The organism is Paenibacillus monticola (assembly GCF_009664975.1).
GTDB lineage: Bacteria > Bacillota > Bacilli > Paenibacillales > Paenibacillaceae > Paenibacillus_AQ > Paenibacillus_AQ monticola.
Map to the genome: position 1 here is coordinate 953,495 of NZ_WJXB01000001.1, position 21,496 is coordinate 974,990.

The window sequence follows — 21,496 nt, forward strand, 5'->3', positions numbered from 1 at the left end:
TTAGATGCGTATAGGAGCCATTGAAGCAGGTGGAACGAAATTTATATGCGGGATCGGGGATGAGAGCGGGCGGATTGAGGATCAGATCAGCTTCCCGACCAGGCATCCGGATCTGACGATGCCCCAAGTAATTGATTATTTTCAAGACAAAGGGGCAGAAGCCATCGGAATTGGATCATTTGGGCCGATTGATATCCGCCTAGATAGCCCAACTTACGGTTACGTTACGACAACGCCTAAGCCTGGATGGGCGAATTATGATCTGCTCGGAACTTTGAAGCAAGTTTTTTCCGTTCCGTTCGGCTGGGATACGGATGTTAACGCAGCTGTATATGGTGAGGTGAAATGGGGGGCTGCACAGGGCTTGTCCAATTGCTTGTACATTACCGTAGGAACGGGTATCGGCGTCGGCGTATATGCGGAAGGCAGATTAGTCCATGGTCTTGTACATCCTGAGGGCGGGCATGTGCTTACGAGGCGCCATCCGGAAGATGATTTTTCCGGTGTTTGTCCTTATCATGGGGACTGCCTCGAAGGAATGGCGGCAGGTCCCGCCATTGAAGCCCGCTGGGGGAAGAAGGGCCATGAGCTTCCGGCAGAGCACAAGGCATGGGAGATGGAGGCTTTTTACATTGCCCAGTCCATAACACAAGCTATTTTACTTCTCTCCCCGCACAAAATAATTCTCGGCGGCGGTGTGATGCAGCAACCGCAGCTATATCCGCTGATTCGGGAGGCCGTACGCCAGAACCTGAACGGCTATGTCAGCTCAAGTACTATTCAGAATCACATGGATGAGTACATTACAGCTCCGGGTCTTGGCCAGCAGGCGGGATTATGCGGCGCTTTGGCCTTGGGACTTACTGCAATGAGCAATCAAATTTCTACTATATAAAACAACAAGCAAGGCCGGCCAGTTATGCATACGTAACAAGCCGGCCTTACTCTTCAAAAGGGGACTTCTAATTTACAGGAAAAGAGGGTAAAGGATGAACCGGAAAGCGAAATTTGCACTAAACATTCTGCTGGTGGCAGGAATCATAATGACATCAACAGGGATGACAATAGTTAATCCTGAGACAGGTTGGGCTGCAGCGGCAGATCAGACATCCGGCAAAGGGATAGAGGAAGGGAATATTTCTGGAAACGCTACCAATTTGAATAGTAACCTGACGGGATGGCGCACAGCCGGAAAAGGAAGGCTGGAGAACACAGCGGAAGGACTTCTGCTGACATCGGACCTGCATGAAAATGTGCTGGCTTTATCCGAGACTACTGCGGATGATTTTATCTATGAAGCTGACGTAATGATGAAGGAGGGAGAGCCTGATGCTACGCTGCTCTTCCGTTCCAATGAGGATGGGCAGCAAGCCTATATGCTGCAAATCTTACCACAGGCCGGGTTGATCCGCTTAAGAGATGCTAACAACAGCGAAGGCAGACTAAACGAGGAGCGCGAGGTTCCTTTGGTCCAGGGCGAAATCTATCATCTTAAGGTGAAGACACAGGGTTCCTCACTAAAAGTATATTGGGGAAATCAATACAAGCCTGTGATTGATACCCAAGATAGTGCCTATCTCTCCGGACGGCTCGGGCTCCACATCTGGGATGGAGCCGCGTTGTTCCAAAACATAATTGTAAGCGATCTGAAAGGCAATCTGGAGACAGTACTGGCAAGCAAAGGCCAGTGGCAGCCTGATCTCAGCGGCAAAAAAGGGACCTCTATCCATCAGAGCAAGGCGTTGCTGATCTATAACAAGCCGGCTGCTGATCTGGTGTATGAAGGGCAGATTTCATTTCCTGCCAATGCGGTTGCCGGCCTGGCCTTCCGGTCCTCTGCCGACGGAATGAGTGGATATGAAGCTTCGCTGGTGAAGGAGGGGAATCAGATCCGTGTCCGTTTAACCAAAGCAGACGGCACGGTGATCGCAAGCTCGGCACGTACTTATCCGAGTCAAGCGGGGGCAAAACATGCGGTTGAGATACAGGCGAAGGGGAAAAAAATTCAGATTTTTGTGGATGGATATACTCCGGCGGCTATCGACGTTACGGATAGTTCCTACGGGTCCGGGAACGCGGGGCTTGTAGTAAACAGTGGGACCGCCTATTTTCAGAACACCTATGTCACAGATGCTACCAGCTATAATAATGAAAAATATCGACCGAAATATCATTACACCCCAATGAGCGGTTCTGTCAGTGATCCGAACGGACTGGTCTATTTTGCAGGCGAATATCATCTCTTCCATCAGGATGGTGGCACATGGGCTCACGCAGTCAGCAAAGATATGCTGAATTGGAAGCGCCTCCCGATCGCCCTCCACTGGAATGATTACGGGCATGTTTGGTCCGGATCTGCTGTAGCGGATTTGAACAATGCCTCAGGTCTGTTCGCGGATTCGGGCGGCCAAGGGCTTCTCGCCTACTATACCTCCTATAATCCGGATGCCCCTAACGGCAACCAGCAGATTGGTCTGGCTTACAGCAAGGATCAGGGTCGTACATGGGAATATGCCGAAGATCGTCCTATTGTCATTGAGAACCCCGGGAAGAACGGAGAGGAGCCCGGAGGCTGGGATTTCCGTGATCCCAAGGTAGTGCGTGATGAGGGGAATAACCGCTGGGTCATGGTAGTATCGGGCGGCGATCATATCCGTTTTTTCACCTCAACAAATTTGCTCGACTGGAAGTTGACTGATAACTGGGGTTATGGCGATTATGTCCGCGGCGGTGTGTGGGAATGTCCTGACTTGTTCCCGCTTACGGTACAGGGAACCTCGGAGAAGAAATGGGTACTCATGATTAGTACAGGAGCGAATCCGGCAACGGGCGGTTCGGATGCGGAATATTTTGTGGGGAGTCTGACGGCTGAAGGGAAGTTCGTGAACGATAACCCGGCCGGAACTGTACTGAGAACTGATTTTGGCAAGGAATTCTATGCCTCCATGTCCTTCTCTGACATGCAGGATGGACGCCGGGTGATGCTGGCCTGGATGTCGAACTGGGATTATCCGTTTGCCTTTCCGACAGTAGGCTGGAAGGGGGAATTGACGGTTCCTAGAGAAGTTACCTTGGTCAAGACCAATGATGGCCTCCGGCTTGCCCAGAGTCCGATCATAGAGCTGGAATCTCTGCGCAGCGGACTTTATTCTGCGTCTAACAAGAATGTCAGTCCTTCTTCGCAAAATCTGTTGAAAGACATTACTTCCGGTGCCTACGAAATCGAAGCCGAGGTGGAAATTCCCGCCGGAAGCAGCGTATCAGAATTTGGATTGAGCGTGCGTGAAGGTGCAGCTCAGAAGACGATTGTGGGCTACAAGCCGAATGTGAGCACCGTGTTTGTGGACCGTTCCCTTTCCGGAGTGACGGATTTCTCCAGCCTGTTCAGTACCAGACATGAAACGCAGGCGTTAACGGAGAACGGCCGAATCAAGCTGCGCATTCTAGTAGATGAATCTTCGGTAGAGGTGTTTGTAAATGGTGGGAAGTCCGTATTCTCGGTTGCTATTTTCCCGGACCCGGCCAGCCGGGGAATGAGTTTCTATACCAAGGACGGCAATGTGAAGGTTGTATCCTTGAAAGTAAATAAACTGGGATCGGTATGGAATCCTGAGGCGGATCTCTCCACCCGCATTGTCATGGATACCAGTGACCGTGAACTGGGTGTAGGGCAAAGCGAAAAGCTGCTGGCGGCCCTGGAAAATGGACCCGGCAATGGTACAGAGCCGCTGATATGGAAGTCCAGTAACCCGGAGGTCATACGAATAAAGGCGGCAGGCGATTTCCAGGCGGCGATTGAGGCAGTAAATGCAGGGGGGTCTGTCATTTCGGTATCCACTCCGAATGGAAAGGCATCTGCAAGTTTACATGTGCAAGCCTTTGGCGGAACACTCCGCACCAACCTCAGCGGCTGGACCAAAGATCTGACCATGGCTTCCTGGCTGATAGGTGAAGACGGCATCTGCGGGAAATACGCCGGTGATGCGAATTATATTGCCGGGGAGCAGGCAGGAGATTTCACTTATGAAGCTGAGATGAAACTCGGTAAGTCCGGAGGAGCGGGCTCCCTCCTGTTCCGTGCAAGTGCGGACGGACGCAGTGGTTATTACCTCAATCTGGACCCGAATATGAATTCGGTCCGCCTGTTCTACAAAATCGATGGGCGTTTTGAAGAACGGCAGGTTCTGGCGAAGGTTCCGGCCTTCATTCAGCCTGACCGGACGTATAGCTTAAAGGTGCAAGCGGACGGACCTCATATTGTTGTCTACCTGGGAGGACAGCAAATCATGGATGTGCGGGACGGAACCTTTACGGCAGGCCATTTCGGACTGCATGTATTCGGGGGATCTGCTTCGTATCAGAACGTAAATGTGAGCGGGGCAGCACCGGCGAACCTGATGACATCAAGCGTGGTGAACGAAGCGGCGCGGAAATCCTTATACACGGCAAACCCGGCGGACGGTGAACCCGTGACGGTCCGGGATGCCGAGGAAGCATCAGATCAGGAGTGGACGTTTGTGCCGACGGGAGATGAAGCTGGTTCCTTCTCCATACGTACCGTTTCCGGTCAGACCCTTGATCTGGACACCGGAAACAATAAAATTCAGCTGTATACTTATCTGGGTTACAATAACCAGCGCTGGATCATCTCAAAGAACGAGGACGGATCGGCCGTCATCTTGTCTGCTCATAATCATATGGCAATGGCGGTCTCCGAGGATGGAAAGAGCCTCACGTTAGAACCCCCTCAGATCGGTGAAACCCGTCAACAATGGCACATAATGTTCTAAATAGAGTTCACCTGTAGTTGTGTCGCGGATTGAGAAGCGGGTACTGATGAAGCTGTAAGTCCAGAATCACACAGTGGTATCCGAAAACTATAAAATGTCTAGAAAGCGACTTGTCTGCGGATGAGTTGCTAATTGTCCCTAAGTGTTATCCCTTTGTCTTGTACAAACTTCTCCAGAACCCTGAAATCCTCGGTAACTTTTTTAAAGGGTAAAGCTTCCAGAACCTTATCCCGGTAATTCTTGCGTGCTGCAGCGGACAGACGGGAATCGAGTATGCTGAGTACTCCCAGGTCCGTTTCACTGCGGATCAGACGCCCGGTTCCTTGTCTTAACCGAAGCAGCATGTCCGGTACAAAAACCTCTTTCAAGGGATTCTCTGCCAAAGATGCCTTATATTCATAGACAGGATCGGATGGGACAGGGAACGGCAGACGGAAAATGATTAATTGCGACAAATCGGAACCTTCGATATTTACGCCTTCCCAGAATACACCGGTACTCAGAAGGACGCCTTTACTACCCCGGAATTCAGCGATCACCCCGTCCTGTGACGATCCTTCTCTTTGAACATGCAGCGCCCATGCAAGCTTCTCGGAGTTTAACTTCGCATGAACGTACTTCATATCCTCCTTAGCCGAAAAGAGGACCAGTGTCCGCCCGTCCGTTAAATTACAGAGTCTCAGCATTTCCTTGTAAGCCGCTTCAAGATAAGCTTCCCGGTTCTTATGGTTATAGTAAGGTACGTCCTTGGCAATATACATCATGGTGTGGTTGTCATAATCAAACGGTGAAGCCTGGCGTTCCATATAATCTCCCCTGTAACCGAGGGACTCAGTCAGATAAGCGTATTGTTCCTCCAGCGTTTCTCCGCTTTGGCACAGGGTTGCTGAGGTTAAGATCACAGATGTCTTTCCGTTAAATAAGGCGTATTTTAGAAACTGGCTTATGCCTTTGGGACAGATACTAACGGTGCTCTCCCCCCGGGTATTGCTTGCCCAGATCAGATAGTTGTTCTCCACTCCAGCAAACACATTAAAGAGGTCAATAAGTCCATTAATAGCTTCAAAAGCGTTGTCGATCTCCCGTTCACGCCGGGAAGTTAAGATGGAGAGGCTGAGACTGAACTCTTTTAAAATCTGCGCTCCCCGTGTTAACGGAACTCCTGTGATTTCCGACACTTTTATCCGGTCATTGTCCTGCTTGGCTGTGTGCAGCAAATCCGCCTCTACCTGTTTGAAAATATGGCCAACACATCTTTTCACAAATTTGAATTGCGGCATAAGGTTCGTATCTGCGGATTGCTTGAGAAGAATCTGTAAGGCGTCATCCAGAATACGGCAGGTTCCCCGGGAAGTAAATTCAATCGTTCTTGCATCTCTAACCTTTGCTTCCAGATTATGCGCTTCATCAATTACGATCAGAGCCGGCCGTTCCGTGATTAAGCCCTTTGTTCCTTCTTTCTTCTTAATTAGGTCACGGATAAGCAGATCCTGGTTTACGATAATGAAATCCATATCGCCAATGCTGGCATTAATTTTCGCTCTCATCTCGTAGAACGTACATGTGCTTTTATAATGGCATTGCTCGAATTTACAATCGTTCACACAAACGTTAGACCATACAGCATCACTAATTCCACCCTTAATATCTGCACGCTCATCAATTTCATAATTCAAAATACGCTCGACAAGCGTTGACAGAGGGGAGCTGGAATCCTCAGGCTTGAACAGGTCGGCTGCCCTGTTCCGACACGCATACTGCCCCATGCCTTTACCGACTACAGAGCGAACCGTTGTAAATCCCAACCGGCTTCCGATGAATCTCAGATCTTTATGGATCTGTTCTGAAAGTTGGATGGAGGATGTGGCAATAATGACCGGCCGCTGTGAGATACGGTTAATGAGCAGGCCGGGAATGAGGTAGGCAAAAGACTTGCCGATACCGACTCCCGCTTCAATCATCGCGTTACGGCCATGGATGTAAGCATCAGCGATATCCAGAGACATATCCTGCTGGCCGAGCCGCTCTTTAAGTCCAATCCTAGGAAATCTATCATAACTCTGGAAGATGGCATTGACTAAGGAGGGTTCGATGTCCTTTTTTAGCCCCCGCTTCTGTAATTTATAGAGATCACTTAACCAGCTAATAACGACCGCCCCTTTTTAAATCAATTGTCTTCTTATCCCAGTTTTTTGGGTGAGGTTGTAATTATCTGCCATGCTACCCTAACAGTCAAGTGTCAGACATAATATAATGCCTTAATAATTTTTCGGTCAAATGTAAAGCTACCTTCTTCCGGTATTTCGTCTCTCAAGTTCATATTTATAGAGATCATGAATTTTCTTGGTTTCAATATCTTGCCCTACATAAAAATAGAGGGTGGGATCACTCACTGGGTATGCATGAGAATTATAAGTTCGATGAATAAAATCAAACTCCATCTTGTTAAGCTTGAAATCGATTTGATATTTATCTTCTAAATAGACTTCGAATTGCTTTTTTAAAGCTATGGACTTCCACGGAAGCCCAAAGAATATAAAGTATATTCCCATAAGGAGTATCAAAAAGATTAAGAATAAACTTTTGCTGCGAATGGGATGCTTCATTCGTTTATAACCTCCTTGATGAGGATTTCTCAGTCTAAAGGCATACTCAGCTTGCGACAGGGAATCGCATACAGTACACTTTCATTATCCGGTACGATCTAAGATAACTTTAGAAGATTACTTTGGAAAAAGGAAGTGTTAAATATGAATGTAGAGATGGTTATGCAGGAGCTTGAAGTGCTCGGCAAGGAACGAACCAAGAAAATATACAGCTCGAATGGCGCGCAGGAACCGCTTTTTGGCGTGGCTACAGGCGCAATGAAGCCTATCTTTAAGAAAACTAAAATAAATCAGCCGCTGGCTGAGCAGCTTTACGCGACAGGGAACTACGACGCCATGTATTTTGCCGGCATTATTGCCGACCCCAATGCAATGACAGAAGCGGATTATGAAAGGTGGATGGATGCGGCTTATTTTTTTATGCTGTCCGATTATGTAGTTGCAGTAACTCTGGCAGAAGCGGATATTGCCCAAGCAGTTGCTGATAAATGGATTGCAAGCGGTGAAGAGCTGAGGATGTCAGCGGGTTGGAGTTGTTACTGCTGGCTGCTCGGCAGCCGGCCAGACGGAGAATTTGCTGAAAGCAAAATTGCCGGTATGCTTGAGATCGTAAAAAATACGATTCATGATTCTCCAGAACGCACCAAATACGCAATGAACAACTTTTTATACACAGTTGCGACATCCTATCGACCTCTTCATGATAAGGCGTGTGAGATCGCAAGGACGGTAGGCCCGGTAGAAGTCAATAAGGATAAGGCAAAAAGCAATTTTATTCACGCTTATGAAAATATTCAAAAAGCAGTCGACAAAGGGCGGGTTGGTTTTAAACGCAAGCATGTAAGATGTTGAGAGGTGACAAAATTCCATTCCGGAGCGATAGCTCGGAAATGAAGAACCAGCGGTCGCCCAATAAGGCTGCTGGTTCTTTTATATATTTCTTCTTGGAGCAGAAGCAGAAAAAAAGCAACTGGAAGTCGAACAGAATGGGGATCACTTCAGGTGAATAGCGTTTCTCCTATAATTATGGGGGGTAACACCTTTAGTATGAGTATGGCAACGGATAGTAGCGGAGATGTAAAATGGTGTAAACATATATGTAAGCGTTTACAATGGGGGGTGAATAATTCTTAGGAGAAAGCTTCATTAGGGATTTTTCTAATTCCAAAAATTATTCGAGGAGGAATGCAACAAATGAGTAGAATGCTCAAACAGGTTATCTCCATCTTACTCGCAGCCGCTTTGCTTATTCCGATAGGCTGGCTCGCTCCGGTTGCGGAAGTTAAGGCGCAAGATACGACAGTACCCTCAGATACGGTAACGGTTTATCACGAAACCTTTGCGAGTGGCAAAGGTGTAGCAATGCAATCTGGCAGTGCTAGCCTGACACCTGTGGCCGATAAAGTTTTTGCCGGCAATGCTGATGGCGCAGCATTATATGTAAGCAACAGAGCAGTTGACTATGACGCGGCCGATTTCGTATTCAGCGACATAGGCCTGGAGAACGGAAAAACATACACGGTAACCGCATCCGTGTATGTTGACGCTGATGTGACTGTGCCTAGTGGCGCACAAGCGTATCTTCAAATGATAGGCAGCTATGCTCTTTTGAAAAGCGGGAATTATGAAGCCGGCAAAGCGATCACCTTGACTAATGAATTTATCGTGGATACGAGCAAAGATACGAAGCTGCGCGTTCAATCTAACGTTGACGGAGGAACTGTTCCGTTCTACATCGGTGATATATTGATCACCGAGAAAGTGGATACGGTAGAGCCAACGCCAACACCAGAGCCGGCTAGGGACCCGGCGTTACCTTTTACCACAATAACTTTTGAAGATCAAACGGCAGGCGGATTTGAAGGCAGGGCAAGTACTGAAACGCTGACCGTCTCCAATGAAGCGAATCATACCGTTGATGGTGCTTATGCTTTGAAGGTAGAAGGCAGAACAGATACATGGCATGGGCCGTCCTTCCGTGTGGAGAAATATGTTGATAAGGGCCAGGAATATAAAGTTTCGGCTTGGGTGAAGCTGATCTCGCCCACGAGCTCAGAACTCAAGCTCTCCACGCAGGTTGGTAATACTAGTGCAAGTTATAATACCCTTGCTTCAAAGACAATCAGCACCACCGATGAATGGGTTCAGTTACAAGGAACCTACCGTTATACCTCTGTAAGCGACGAATATTTGACCCTCTATGTTGAAAGCTCTAGCGCAACAGCATCTTTCTATATTGACGATATTAGCTTTGAAAATACAGGCTCAGGCACCATCGCTATACAGAAAGATCTAACTCCGATTAAAGAGGCATATCAGAACGATTTCCTGATCGGAAACGCGATATCTGCGGAGGATCTCGAAGGCGTCAGACTTGACCTTCTGAAGATGCATCACAATGTGGCTACGGCAGGCAACGCCATGAAGCCGGATGCGTTGCAGCCATCGAAAGGTATCTTCACGTTCACTGCAGCAGATGCGCTTGTAAATAAAGTGCTGGCTGAGGGAATGCAGATGCATGGACATGTACTGGCATGGCATCAGCAATCGCCTGCATGGATGAATACAACAACAGACGCAGATAACAACACGATCCCCTTGGGACGGGAGGAAGCGCTTGAGAATTTGCGGACCCATATCACAACTGTCATGGAACATTTCGGTGACAAAGTAATCTCATGGGACGTTGTCAACGAAGCGATGAATGATAACCCGTCTAACCCGGCGGATTGGAAAGCGGCGCTGCGACAAACCCCTTGGGCAAGTGCCATCGGAACAGACTACGTAGAGCAGGCGTTCTTGGCGGCAAGAGAAGAACTGGACGCGCATCCTGATTGGAATATTAAGCTATATTACAACGACTATAACGAAGACAATCAGAATAAAGCGCAGGCTATCTACAGTATGGTCAAAGAAATCAATGATAAGTATGCACTTACACACCCTGGCAAACTCCTCATCGACGGTGTAGGCATGCAGGGGCACTACAATATAAACACGAACCCGGAGAATGTTAAACTGTCCTTGGAGAAGTTTATTTCCTTAGGCGTGGAAGTAAGTATATCCGAGCTTGACCTTACGGCTGGAAGCAACTCTCAGATTTCCGAGACACAAGCAAATGCTCAGGGCTATTTATATGCGCAATTGATGAATATCTTCAAGGCTCACGCGGCAAATATCTCTCGCGTAACTTTTTGGGGGCAGAATGACTCTACGAGCTGGAGGGCCTCTCAAAATCCATTGTTGTTTGATAGTAACCTACAGGCCAAACCCGCTTATTACGGTGTAATTGACCCAGATAAATTTATAGCAGAGCATACGATTGAGGCTGTAAACGCAAATCAGTCAACCGCTAAATTTGCTACGCCTGTAGTAGACGGGATTATTGATGAGGTTTGGAGCCAAGCGACTGAAATGTCCATTAATCGCTATCAGATGGCTTGGCAAGGTGCGAATGGTGTAGCAAAAGCGCTTTGGGATGATCAAAATCTTTATCTTTTGATCCAGGTTAAGGATACGCAGCTGAACAAAAGTAGTGTAAACGCATATGAACAGGATTCTGTCGAAATCTTCGTGGACCCAAACAATGCAAAAACAACGTTCTATCAAGGTGATGACGGACAATACAGAATCAACTTTGACAACGAGACTACATTCAATCCGGTAAGTATTGCAACTGGCTTCGAATCGGCAACCCAGATTTCTGGAACAAACTATAGGGTTGAAGTGAAGATTCCACTTAACGGGGTAACTCCGGCTAACGCCACAAAACTCGGTTTTGATGTACAGATCAATGACGCTAAAGATGGCTCACGTCAAAGTGTCGCAGCTTGGAACGATATGACCGGCAATGGATATATGGACACATCCGTTTATGGTGTGCTTACCCTCACTGGTAAACCTGGCAGTTCAACAACATCTTCGATCAGCACCAACACCGTTAACGGATCTAACCCGCAGACTGGAAACGTTGAGATCAAGGACGGCGTTGTTACGATTAAGCCTGAAGTGACAATCGACAACGGACGCGCGAAAGGCACGATTTCCAACGATAACTTGAAAAAAGCGCTTGAGCAAGCCACTCCAGCGGCAAATGGCAAGAAACAAATCGTAATCGAAGTACCAAAGCATGCAGACGCGAAATCTTACGAAGTGCAATTACCGACTCAAAGCTTGAAAGGCCAAGAAAACTTCGTACTTATAATGAAGACAGAAAACGCGGAAATTGAAATTCCAAGCAACATGCTGTCTAACGTGACAGTGAACACTGAGCAAGTGTCCATCCGTGTGGGCAAAACTTCTACGGACAGCTTGGATGCAACCACCCGCGAACGGATCGGCAACCATCCGGTTATCGATCTGAATGTAGTAGCAGGCGACAAAGTCATTGCATGGAATAACCCTAATGCATCTGTCACGGTAGCCATTCCTTACACACCGACAGCAGAAGAGCTTAGCAGCAATCCTGATCTTATCGTTGTGTGGTATATCGATGGCAAAGGCAACATAACACCGATTCCGAACGGTCGATATGATGCGGCAACCGGAACCGTTGTATTCCAAACGACTCACTTCAGCACCTTTGCTGTAGCCCATGTACTCAAGACCTTTGGCGACCTGCAGAACGTTCCTTGGGCTCAAGAAGCCATTGACGCAATGGCAGCACGCAATATCATCCTAGGAACGGCCGAGAACAGCTTCTCTCCTGCAACTTCTATCAAGAGAGCAGATTTTATTTCACTTCTTGTAAAGGCGCTTGATCTGCAAGGTATAGGCAACAATGAAGTTCTGTTCAGCGATGTTCAGAAAACAGATTATTACTATGATGAGCTTGTCATCGCAAAGGACCTGGGAATTGCCGTTGGTTTCGCAGATAACTTGTTCAAGCCTAACAGTAATATTTCTCGTCAAGATATGATGGTGCTGACTACACGCGCACTAGCGGCAGCAGGCAAGCAAATAGAAGCCAGTGGATCTTTAGGCGCTTATCCTGATGCGTCTAGCATTTCCAACTACGCAAAAGACAGCGCATTGTTTCTGGTCAAGTCGGGAGTCGTCAATGGTAAGCTCGGCAAGATTGCGCCGAACGATACTCTCACCCGTGCTGAGGCGGCAGTCATCTTGTACCGCATCTGGAATCTGTAGCCATTTCCGAGAAAAAAGGCATTTGATAGGAATTTAAAAAAGTAGTTACCAAGCTGCACTCCTTATCTTCCCCCTGTGGAAGGGAAGGGGTGTTTTTTGGTTGTTTCTAACAAACCTTCAATTTGAGCTGAGATGGTGGCAATAGTTAGACCTTCGCCGATCTTGCAACAAATTTTTACGACACAAGAGATTTGTCTATCCAAAATATAGTATAGTGATTTATATCATATCGCATTGTGTCAGTTTGGTGTGCGTTGTAATTCGTGAATATCTACTTAAGGACTTATTTTACAATTTTAAAAGACCACTCTCTTCGCTTTTATTATGATTATATTATTTTTGGAGGTTGATGTTATGTGGAGAGTTGTCAATAAATGCGCCCTACTGTCTTTAATTTGGTTGTTTTTTATTTTTGCAACTGGTCTTGGTGTAAACATTACGCATGTATACGCAATATCTAGCGGTACCGGTGACGGCACCTACGACTTTGGCGGGGTATTAGGCAGTACAGATAGTAATGGTGCAGGTTTCAGGAAATTAGGTGATAAATGGGGGGTGAGCAATGCAATAGATGTTAGCGGGACGCAACTTTATTCTACGAATTCAGTTCTTGGAGGTTCTGCAACTACTGTAATAAAAGCTGAAGGTGGGACGGTAAATAGGCAATTCACCTTTAAGGATTTGGGGATTAGTTCGTATAATTCTTCACGTACTCTTGAAGTATTTGACGTTGTTCTAAAAGATTCCAGTGGCGCTCAAATTGGATCAGTGAAATCTCTTACCAGCAGCCCCTATCTACTTACAACTGCGATTACTCAAATAAGTACTTTGCTGAACTCAGGGGTTCCATTCAACATTGATAATGTTGCCTCAATTACAATCACATCTAAGTATTCTACGAGTGCACAGACCGACCTAAATTTCGAGAATATTACGGTTTCTAATATCGGAGTTAATGATACGATAGCGCCGGTGCTAAGCGCAACCAGTAGCAGTGCAATAACACATACGACAGCGACGCTGAACTTCACCTCGGATGAAGCCGGAACCTACTACTATATGGTGTATGCAGCAGGGGACGCCGCGCCAAATGCGGTCACCGTTGCAGCCCAGGGAAGTGCTGTTGCAAAAGGTACCGCATCAGCCGTGGCCGCAATGAACACCGCTATCGCAACGGGATTAACTGCTTTGACCGACTATAAGGCGTATGTGATTGTCAAAGACGCGGCGGGCAATACCTCCGCCGTGCAGGCAATCCCGTTCACCACAAGCGCAGTGCCGGATGTAACAGCGCCGGTGCTAAGCGCATCCAGTGCCAGTGCAATAACACATACGACAGCGACGTTGAACTTCACCTCGGATGAAGCCGGAACCTACTACTATCTGGTGTATGCAGCAGGGGACGTCGCGCCAAATGCGGTCACCGTTGCAGCCCAGGGAAGTGCTGTTGCAAAAGGTACCGCATCAGCCGTGGCCGCAATGAACACCGCTATCGCAACGGGATTAACTGCTTTGACCGACTATAAGGCGTATGTGATTGTCAAAGACGCGGCGGGCAATACCTCCGCCGTGCAGGCAATCCCGTTCACCACAAGCGCAGTGCCGGATGTAACAGCGCCGGTGCTAAGCGCATCCAGTGCCAGTGCAATAACACATACGACAGCGACGTTGAACTTCACCTCGGATGAAGCCGGAACCTACTACTATCTGGTGTATGCAGCAGGGGACGTCGCGCCAAATGCGGTCACCGTTGCAGCTCAGGGAAGTGCTGTTGCGAAAGGAACCGCATCAGCCGTGGCCGCAGCAAACACAGCTAACGCAACGGGCTTAACCGCCTTAACTGACTATAAGGCGTATGTCATGGTCAAAGACGCGGCGGGCAATACCTCCACCGTGCAGGCAATCCCGTTCACCACAAGTGCTGCGCCAGATATAACGGCGCCCGTGCTAAGCGCAGCCAGTAGCAGTGCAATAACACATACGACGGCGATGCTAAACTTCACCTCGGATGAAGCCGGAATCTACTACTATCTGGTGTATGCAGCCGAGGACGCCGCGCCAAATGCGGTTACCGTTGCAGCTCAGGGAAGTGCTGCTGCGAAAGGAACCGCATCAGCCGTGGCCGCAGCAAACACAGCTAACGCAACGGGCTTAACCGCCTTAACTGACTATAAGGCGTATGTGATGGTCAAAGACGCGGCGGGCAATACCTCCGCCGTGCAGGCAATCCCGTTCACCACAAGTGCTGCGCCAGATATAACGGCGCCCGTGCTAAGCGCAGCCAGTAGCAGTGCAATAACACATACGACGGCGATGCTAAACTTCACCTCGGATGAAGCCGGAATCTACTACTATCTGGTGTATGCAGCCGAGGACGCCGCGCCAAATGCGGTTACCGTTGCAGCTCAGGGAAGTGCTGCTGCGAAAGGAACCGCATCAGCCGTGGCCGCAGCAAACACAGCTAACGCAACGGGCTTAACCGCCTTAACTGACTATAAGGCGTATGTGATGGTCAAAGACGCGGCGGGCAATACCTCCGCCGTGCAGGCAATCCCGTTCACCACAAGTGCTGCGCCAGATATAACGGCGCCCGTGCTAAGCGCAGCCAGTAGCAGTGCAATAACACATACGGCGGCGACGCTAAACTTCACCTCGGATGAAGCCGGAACCTACTACTATATGGTGTATGCAGCAGGGGACGCCGCGCCAAATGCGTTCACCGTTGCAGCTCAGGGAACGGCTGTTGCGAAAGGAACCGCATCAGCCGTGGCCGCAGCGAACACAGCTAACGCAACGGGCTTAACCGCCTTGACCGACTATAAGGCGTATGCGATTGTGAAAGACGCGGCGGGCAATACCTCCACCGTGCAGGCAATCCCATTCACCACGAGCGCAGCGCCGGATGTAACGGCGCCGGTAGCAAGTGTAACTTCCGCCGTAATTCCTAATACGACAGATGTAACAACTGCGCAAAGTACAGAAGCAGGCACACTGTATCTTGTACTTGACGGTGCAAATATTACAACAGTGAGTGCAGCTGAGGATGCGGTAATGAGAGGCATAGCAAAAAAAACATCAGGCGTATCGGCAAATACAGCAACGTCAATAAGTACAGTGGGGTTAGTGAACGGAACGTACAGAGTGATTTCGGCAGATGCAGCAGGCAATATATCTGCGAAGTCTACCAATACAATTACAATCGTTACGTCCATCGTCCTTCCACCAACGGATGTGATCGCCATAGCAGGGAATGAACAAGCCACCATTATTTTTAATCTTCCTGTTGGCGATGGAGCGAGCACCATTACCGCTTATGAGGTTACCTCTTCACCGGGAAATATTACGGTAATGGGAACGTCAAGCCCGATTACGGTAATGGGGCTTTCAAATGGAACAGCCTATACATTTACGGTGAAAGCTATAAATAATACAGGAGGTAGCGCAGTTTCGGCAGTTTCCAACACGGTAACACCGAGATCAACATCCACCACTACCACCACTACCACCAATAACAGCAGTACACCAACGCCAGCTGGAAATTCAACAATCGGTCAAGTGTTGGTCAATGGCAAACTTGAAAATTTCAGCACGGAAATAACGACCAAAGTGAAGGAGCAAACAGTCACTACGGTTTCCATTGATTCGAAGAAGCTGGAGGACGAGCTTGGGGCAGAAAGTCAGGCAGTGATTACGATTATGATAAATAATAATTCTGATGTCGCAATTGCAGAACTTGATGGCCAGTTGGTCAAGAACATGGAACAAAAGCAGGCTGTTTTTGAAATTAAAACGCTGGATGCCACCTATACCTTGCCTGCTAAGCAAATAAATATTACTGCAATTCTGGAACAACTGGGTAAGGGAGCACAGCTTCAGGATATCAAGATACAGATAGAGATTTCTAAACCGAACACGGATACGATGGCGGCTGTGAACACCATGGCAGCTAAAGAGAAAGTAACGGTTGTTGCTTCGCCGCTCAACTTTGGAGTGAAAGCCATTTTCGGGGAAACAACGATTGATGTATCTAAGTTCAACGCTTACGTAGAGAGAAAGATGGTAATCCCGGATAATGTGGACCCGGGTAAAATCACAACAGCAGTTGTTCTTGATCCAGACGGAACTGTACGTCATGTGCCGACCAAAGTCATTAAAATAGACGGTAAATATTTTGTTGAAGTGAACAGCTTAACGAACAGTACGTATGTTATCATATGGCACCCTTTGGAATTTGAAGATGTCGCGCAGCACTGGGCGAAGGATGTAGTGAACGATATGGGATCACGGATGGTCATTAGTGGCAGCGGTGTTGACAGATTCGACCCTAATCAAGAAATTACGCGAGCGGAGTTTGCAGCCATTCTCGTTCGAGGATTAGGACTGAAACTGGCGAATAGTTCAAGTTCATTTGCGGATGTGAAGTCAGTAGATTGGTACAGTGGAGCAATTCAAACCGCCTATGAATATAATCTGATCAGCGGATTTGAAGATGGTACTTTCCGTCCGATGGACAAAATCACGCGGGAGCAAGCAATGACAATCGTTGCGAAAGCAATGGGAATAACGGGTATTGGAGTAAGTCTTCAGACCAAAGAAGCAGAAGAACTGCTGAGTCCATTCGTAGATGCGAGCATTGCATCGGAGTGGGCAAAGAACAGTATAGCCGACTGCTTGCAAGCAGGAATCGTTGCAGGTAGAAACAATACACACCTTGCCCCCAAAGCTCACATTTTAAAGGCGGAGGCCGCAACCATCGTGCAGAGACTTTTGCAAGAGTCCGAACTAATTTAATATATCGGTATTACTTCCAGGGTTATTCGACATGGGTGCATGAGTTTTATAAGGTGAAGCGGTGAAAATGAACAAAGCAGCATGCCAATTGGCATGCTGCTTTAGGGTTCGATGACCTTCAGATATTTACTGAAGCTGGTGGGTTATTCCGTTGGCGGCAACTGAGCAAGAGTAAACTTCTTTTTATCCAATTCTTTGGATAACTCACGTTGAAGTTGGTTGAACTTTTTAATGTCCTCTTTTAATTTGCTGATACGACTCATTTTACTGCTTAAATCACTCGGGGAAGAGCTTAGTTTACAGTCTTTTTCTATTTGGCGTATTTTAAGTAGAGCTTTGTCTGTTTTTTTCTTTTGTTCCAACATTTTCGCTTCAAGATCAGCGATTTCTTGATTTAACCGGCCTAAGACAGATTTAGTGAAACTAATAGCCATTTTGGACACCTCTTACTTCTACTTATATTGTATAGCTCAGATATTATTCTACTACATGCCTTTCTTTTATGCGAGAAATGGGCGTTATTTCGGACTGGACACAGGCTTTTGTAGAAGTTTGTCATTTTGCCGTCATTGGCCTACTGTAGAGTTATTTTTGTGGACAAGCAAAAATATTTAGGAGGCATACCATGACAAACAAGCTAATCAAGAAGTTAGTATCTACTATGATCATTTCGTGCCTGCTTTTTTCATCGTTCGGTGTAGCGTTTGGCGCATCGAAAACGGAGGCATCGGATATTAAGGGATATTGGGCGGAAGCTCAAATTTCTGCATGGATGGATAAAGGACTTATTAAAGGGTATGAAGATGGAAGTTTTAAACCGGGAAACCAAATTACTCGAGCAGAATTTATGGCTTTGATTAATCGGTCTTTTGGATTCACAGAACAGGCAGTGATTTCGTTTAGCGATGTATCATCAGGAAACTGGGCATATCACGAAGTTGCCATAGCCTTAAAAGCAGGTTATATAACGGGTTATGCAGATGGCACAGTGGGTGCAAGCAAACCCATTAGCAGACAAGAGGCAGCAGTGATCGTGGATCGTCTTCTGGGACTTTCTGATACTGTGAGCACAGCGAGTGCTTTTAACGACTCAAACACCATTGCCTTATGGGCTAAAAAATCCGTGGATGCTGCGGTGACTAAAGGAATTCTGAAAGGCTATGCAGAAGACAATAGCTTCAAACCTAGCCAATCTATTACACGTGCAGAAGCGGTAGTAACCTTGGACCGTGCGGTTGGGGCAAAAGTTACAGCATACAACACAGCAGGTACTTACGGCCCTGTTACAGGGAGCGAAACCATTAACGGCGATGTTGCTATAAATGTAGCTGGCGTCACCTTACAAAACATGGTGATCAACGGCAAACTCTTATTCGCAGCTGGAATTGGCAGCGGAGATGCATCTTTAGATAACGTGACTGTAAAGGGCGACACTACTGTAAATGGCGGGGGCGTCAACAGTCTTCATTTTAAAAATTCTATATTGTCAAAAGTTATCATTAAGTCTGCTACAGGACCTGTGCGTGTAGTTGCAGAGGGTTCCACAACGGTTGCTCAAGTTGATGTATCATCACCTGCAGTAATTCAAGAAGACGGTACAACAGGGAGGGGCTTCGGCGATATAACCCTGAATAAAGATCTGCCGGCTGGATCCAATGTAGCCTTAAAAGGTACATTCGACAACGTGGTTATTCTTGGGGATAATGCGATTCTAGAGCTGCCTGAGGGCACAACGATTAGTAAGCTCACATCAGATACAGACACAACAGTAACTGGAAAAGGAACGATCACTACTGCAGAACTAGGCCAAAACTCAAAAACAACTTTTGAAACAAAACCTACTACCGTAACAATCGTTGGAGCCGCTACTCCTACACCAGCTCCAACCTCAGTGGCAATAACAGCTCCGGTCACTGTGCCAACAGCAACACCTGTGCCAACAGCAACTCCTGTACCCACAGCACCTCCAACTACCGAGCCACCAGCTCCTATAGTGCAAATGGGAACCGTTACGGGATCTGTTTACAGTATTTCGCAGGCGGAGCGAATCATTGGTGTTACCATTAGTGTGTACTCTGGTATTCAGAATAGCGGTTCTTTAATTAGTACCGTAGAATCAGGGAGTAACGGTATGTATTCTATAGCTAATGTCCCTGTTGGAGATTTTTATCTGAAGTTTGAAAAAGAAGGATATATGGATTTAACCATTACTCCAGCTAATCATACTGTTAGTGAAAATACTACAACGGAAGTTTCGATTACTTATTTGTACCATAATATCGTGAGTGGACATGTACAAGACACTAGTGGGAACCCCATAGTGAATCTTAAAGTGTATTTATTCGATAATCATTCCAATAACCCCGAGTATGAGGTTAATACAAATACTGCAGCTGACGGCTCCTTTTATTTCTACGATGTTCCAGCTATTAATTCAATAAGTGTCTATATCGGGCAAAATGATTTTCTATTGTCTGATGTTGAATCAGAGATTGGTATCGTTCCGGCAAGCGGAGCGAAAGTTATTGCACCGTTTGTACTTACTAGTCAAGACAGTAGATTAAGCGCCTTGGCATTAAGTGGAATCACCTTCAGTCCAACCTTTACTGCAGATCAATATGTTTACACAGCAAGTGTTCCATTTAACGTGGACAGCACAACCGTATCAGCAACAACGCAACATGTGAAAGGAAGCATTGGTGAGGGGGATCTGGGAATTAAAGCTCTCGATGAAGGAAGTAATAATATTCAAGTCTATGTAACTCCAGAAAGTGGAGAATATTATGATAGCTATACGGTTTCTGTTTATAGAGAAACAGAAGCACAAGCCAATGCTATTGCGACAATTGAAGCCTATGATGGTGAAGATATAAACTTTGTAGATGTTCTAAACACAGCCACTGGTTTAGATACAGCTATAAATGCTAACTTTTATGTTTATTCGAATGCTGTGCTGACTGCTGACGATGGAGCATTAGATACGTCGGGTAAAATTGCTGCCTTTGTAGCGAGTATAAACAATAAAGCAGATAAAAGACTAAGTGCCTTGAATTTAAGCGGTATAACCTTAGTCCCCATTTTTTCTCCAGATCTACATTCTTACACAGCAAGCGTTCCATTTAGTGTAACAAGCACGACAGTAACCGCAACAACGATGAATCCTAAAGCGAGCATTCATTTGAATTATGAATTGGGGATTAAGGACCTCGCAGAAGGAAATAATGAGGTTCAAGTTTACGTAAACCCGGAAAATGGAGGGTATTATGATATCTACACGGTTCATGTTTATAGAGAAACAGAAGCACAAGCCAATGCTATTGCGACGATTGAAGCCTATGATGGTGAGGATATAAACTTTGTAGATACTATTAACATAGCTACAGGATTAAATACAGCAACGAATGAGAATTTTGGGGCATATATGAATGCTATTGTGGGCGCAGCAAACGGTGAATTGAATACATCAGGTAAAATTGCCGCTTTGGTTGCTAAAATAAATGACAACCCGATAGGTAACATTCCTTTGTAACTCGTCAGAGTCAGAGAAATGCCTTTTAGGTAGATTTATCTAAAAGGCATTTTTTTGTTTAATTTTTTTCAAAATAAGGGAACTTTTCTGTCATTTTGCTATCATTGGCGTAGGTTATACTTAGCTTATTCTTCGGGTACGAGAGGAGGCGTGTAGGTTGAGGGTCGTTATTATTGATGACGAGAAGGCTATGCATGTAATTATGCACCGAATGCTCGCTAAGTTAAATGAGATCGAAATCGTAGGAAGCTTCCAGGAGACCACAGCTGCTTTTTCGTATTTGCTGAATCATGATGTGGATTTGGTATTTGTGGACATTGGTATGCCCAGAGAGAATGGTCTTGAGTTTGCTGAACGATTAAGAGCAAGCGGGAGGCAATTGAGGCTTGTATTTGTGACATCCTATAAAGAATATGCAGCGGATGCGTTTGATGTACATGCCTATGACTATATCGTGAAACCTGTTATGCAAGATAGACTTCACAAAACGATTCAAAGAGCACTTGCGGAACAGAGGTCTTAAGCCTTGTCGCTAATGAGATAGAATTAATTACTACTATTTATCCTGGTAAACCAAGTAAAGGTAATATAAGAAAAGCCAACTTGCCTTCTGATTAAGGTAAGTTGGTTTCATC

The 21,496-nt window shown here is 46.6% G+C and carries 10 protein-coding genes; 7 read left to right on the forward strand and 3 right to left on the reverse strand.

The annotated features are described in order from the left end of the window. The first annotated feature begins 4 nt into the window (after positions 1-4). On the forward strand, positions 5-895 hold the full coding sequence (locus GJB61_RS04035) for an ROK family protein (protein WP_154117141.1): 891 nt from the start codon (positions 5-7) through the stop codon (positions 893-895). Positions 896-989: 94 nt separating this feature from the next. Next, positions 990-4,790: a GH32 C-terminal domain-containing protein gene (locus tag GJB61_RS04040; RefSeq protein WP_154117142.1), complete on the forward strand. Its 3,801-nt coding sequence runs from the start codon at positions 990-992 to the stop codon at positions 4,788-4,790. A gap of 128 nt (positions 4,791-4,918) precedes the next feature. On the opposite strand, the gene GJB61_RS04045 is transcribed toward GJB61_RS04040, so the two are convergent. Then, complete coding sequence (locus GJB61_RS04045) at positions 4,919-6,796, reverse strand: ATP-dependent DNA helicase (protein WP_154117143.1); 1,878 nt, start codon at positions 6,794-6,796, stop codon at positions 4,919-4,921. Positions 6,797-7,075: 279 nt separating this feature from the next. Next, complete coding sequence (locus GJB61_RS04050; RefSeq protein ID WP_154117144.1) at positions 7,076-7,396, reverse strand: hypothetical protein; 321 nt, start codon at positions 7,394-7,396, stop codon at positions 7,076-7,078. Positions 7,397-7,540: 144 nt separating this feature from the next. Here GJB61_RS04050 and GJB61_RS04055 point away from each other — a divergent pair, with 144 nt between their 5' ends. From GJB61_RS04055 to GJB61_RS04065, 3 genes are all read left to right on the forward strand, one after another. Next, entirely contained in the window at positions 7,541-8,248 is a 708-nt protein-coding gene (locus GJB61_RS04055; protein ID WP_154117145.1) for a DNA alkylation repair protein, read from the forward strand. A 342-nt stretch (positions 8,249-8,590) separates the two neighbouring features. Then, positions 8,591-12,541, forward strand: coding sequence for a glycoside hydrolase family 10 protein (locus GJB61_RS04060; RefSeq protein WP_154117146.1), 3,951 nt, complete (start codon positions 8,591-8,593; stop codon positions 12,539-12,541). 354 nt (positions 12,542-12,895) lie between these two features. Then, positions 12,896-17,332, forward strand: coding sequence for an S-layer homology domain-containing protein (locus GJB61_RS04065; protein WP_195724229.1), 4,437 nt, complete (start codon positions 12,896-12,898; stop codon positions 17,330-17,332). A gap of 143 nt (positions 17,333-17,475) precedes the next feature. On the opposite strand, the gene GJB61_RS04070 is transcribed toward GJB61_RS04065, so the two are convergent. Continuing rightward, positions 17,476-17,766: a hypothetical protein gene (locus tag GJB61_RS04070; RefSeq protein ID WP_154117148.1), complete on the reverse strand. Its 291-nt coding sequence runs from the start codon at positions 17,764-17,766 to the stop codon at positions 17,476-17,478. A 191-nt stretch (positions 17,767-17,957) separates the two neighbouring features. On the opposite strand from GJB61_RS04070, the gene GJB61_RS04075 reads away from it, so the two are divergent. Together GJB61_RS04075 and GJB61_RS04080 are read left to right on the forward strand one after the other, a co-directional pair. Then, complete coding sequence (locus GJB61_RS04075) at positions 17,958-20,861, forward strand: S-layer homology domain-containing protein (protein ID WP_154117149.1); 2,904 nt, start codon at positions 17,958-17,960, stop codon at positions 20,859-20,861. A 157-nt stretch (positions 20,862-21,018) separates the two neighbouring features. After that, a complete protein-coding gene (locus GJB61_RS04080; RefSeq protein WP_154117150.1) occupies positions 21,019-21,384 on the forward strand; it encodes a LytR/AlgR family response regulator transcription factor in 366 nt (121 codons plus the stop codon). Positions 21,385-21,496 lie beyond the last annotated feature (112 nt).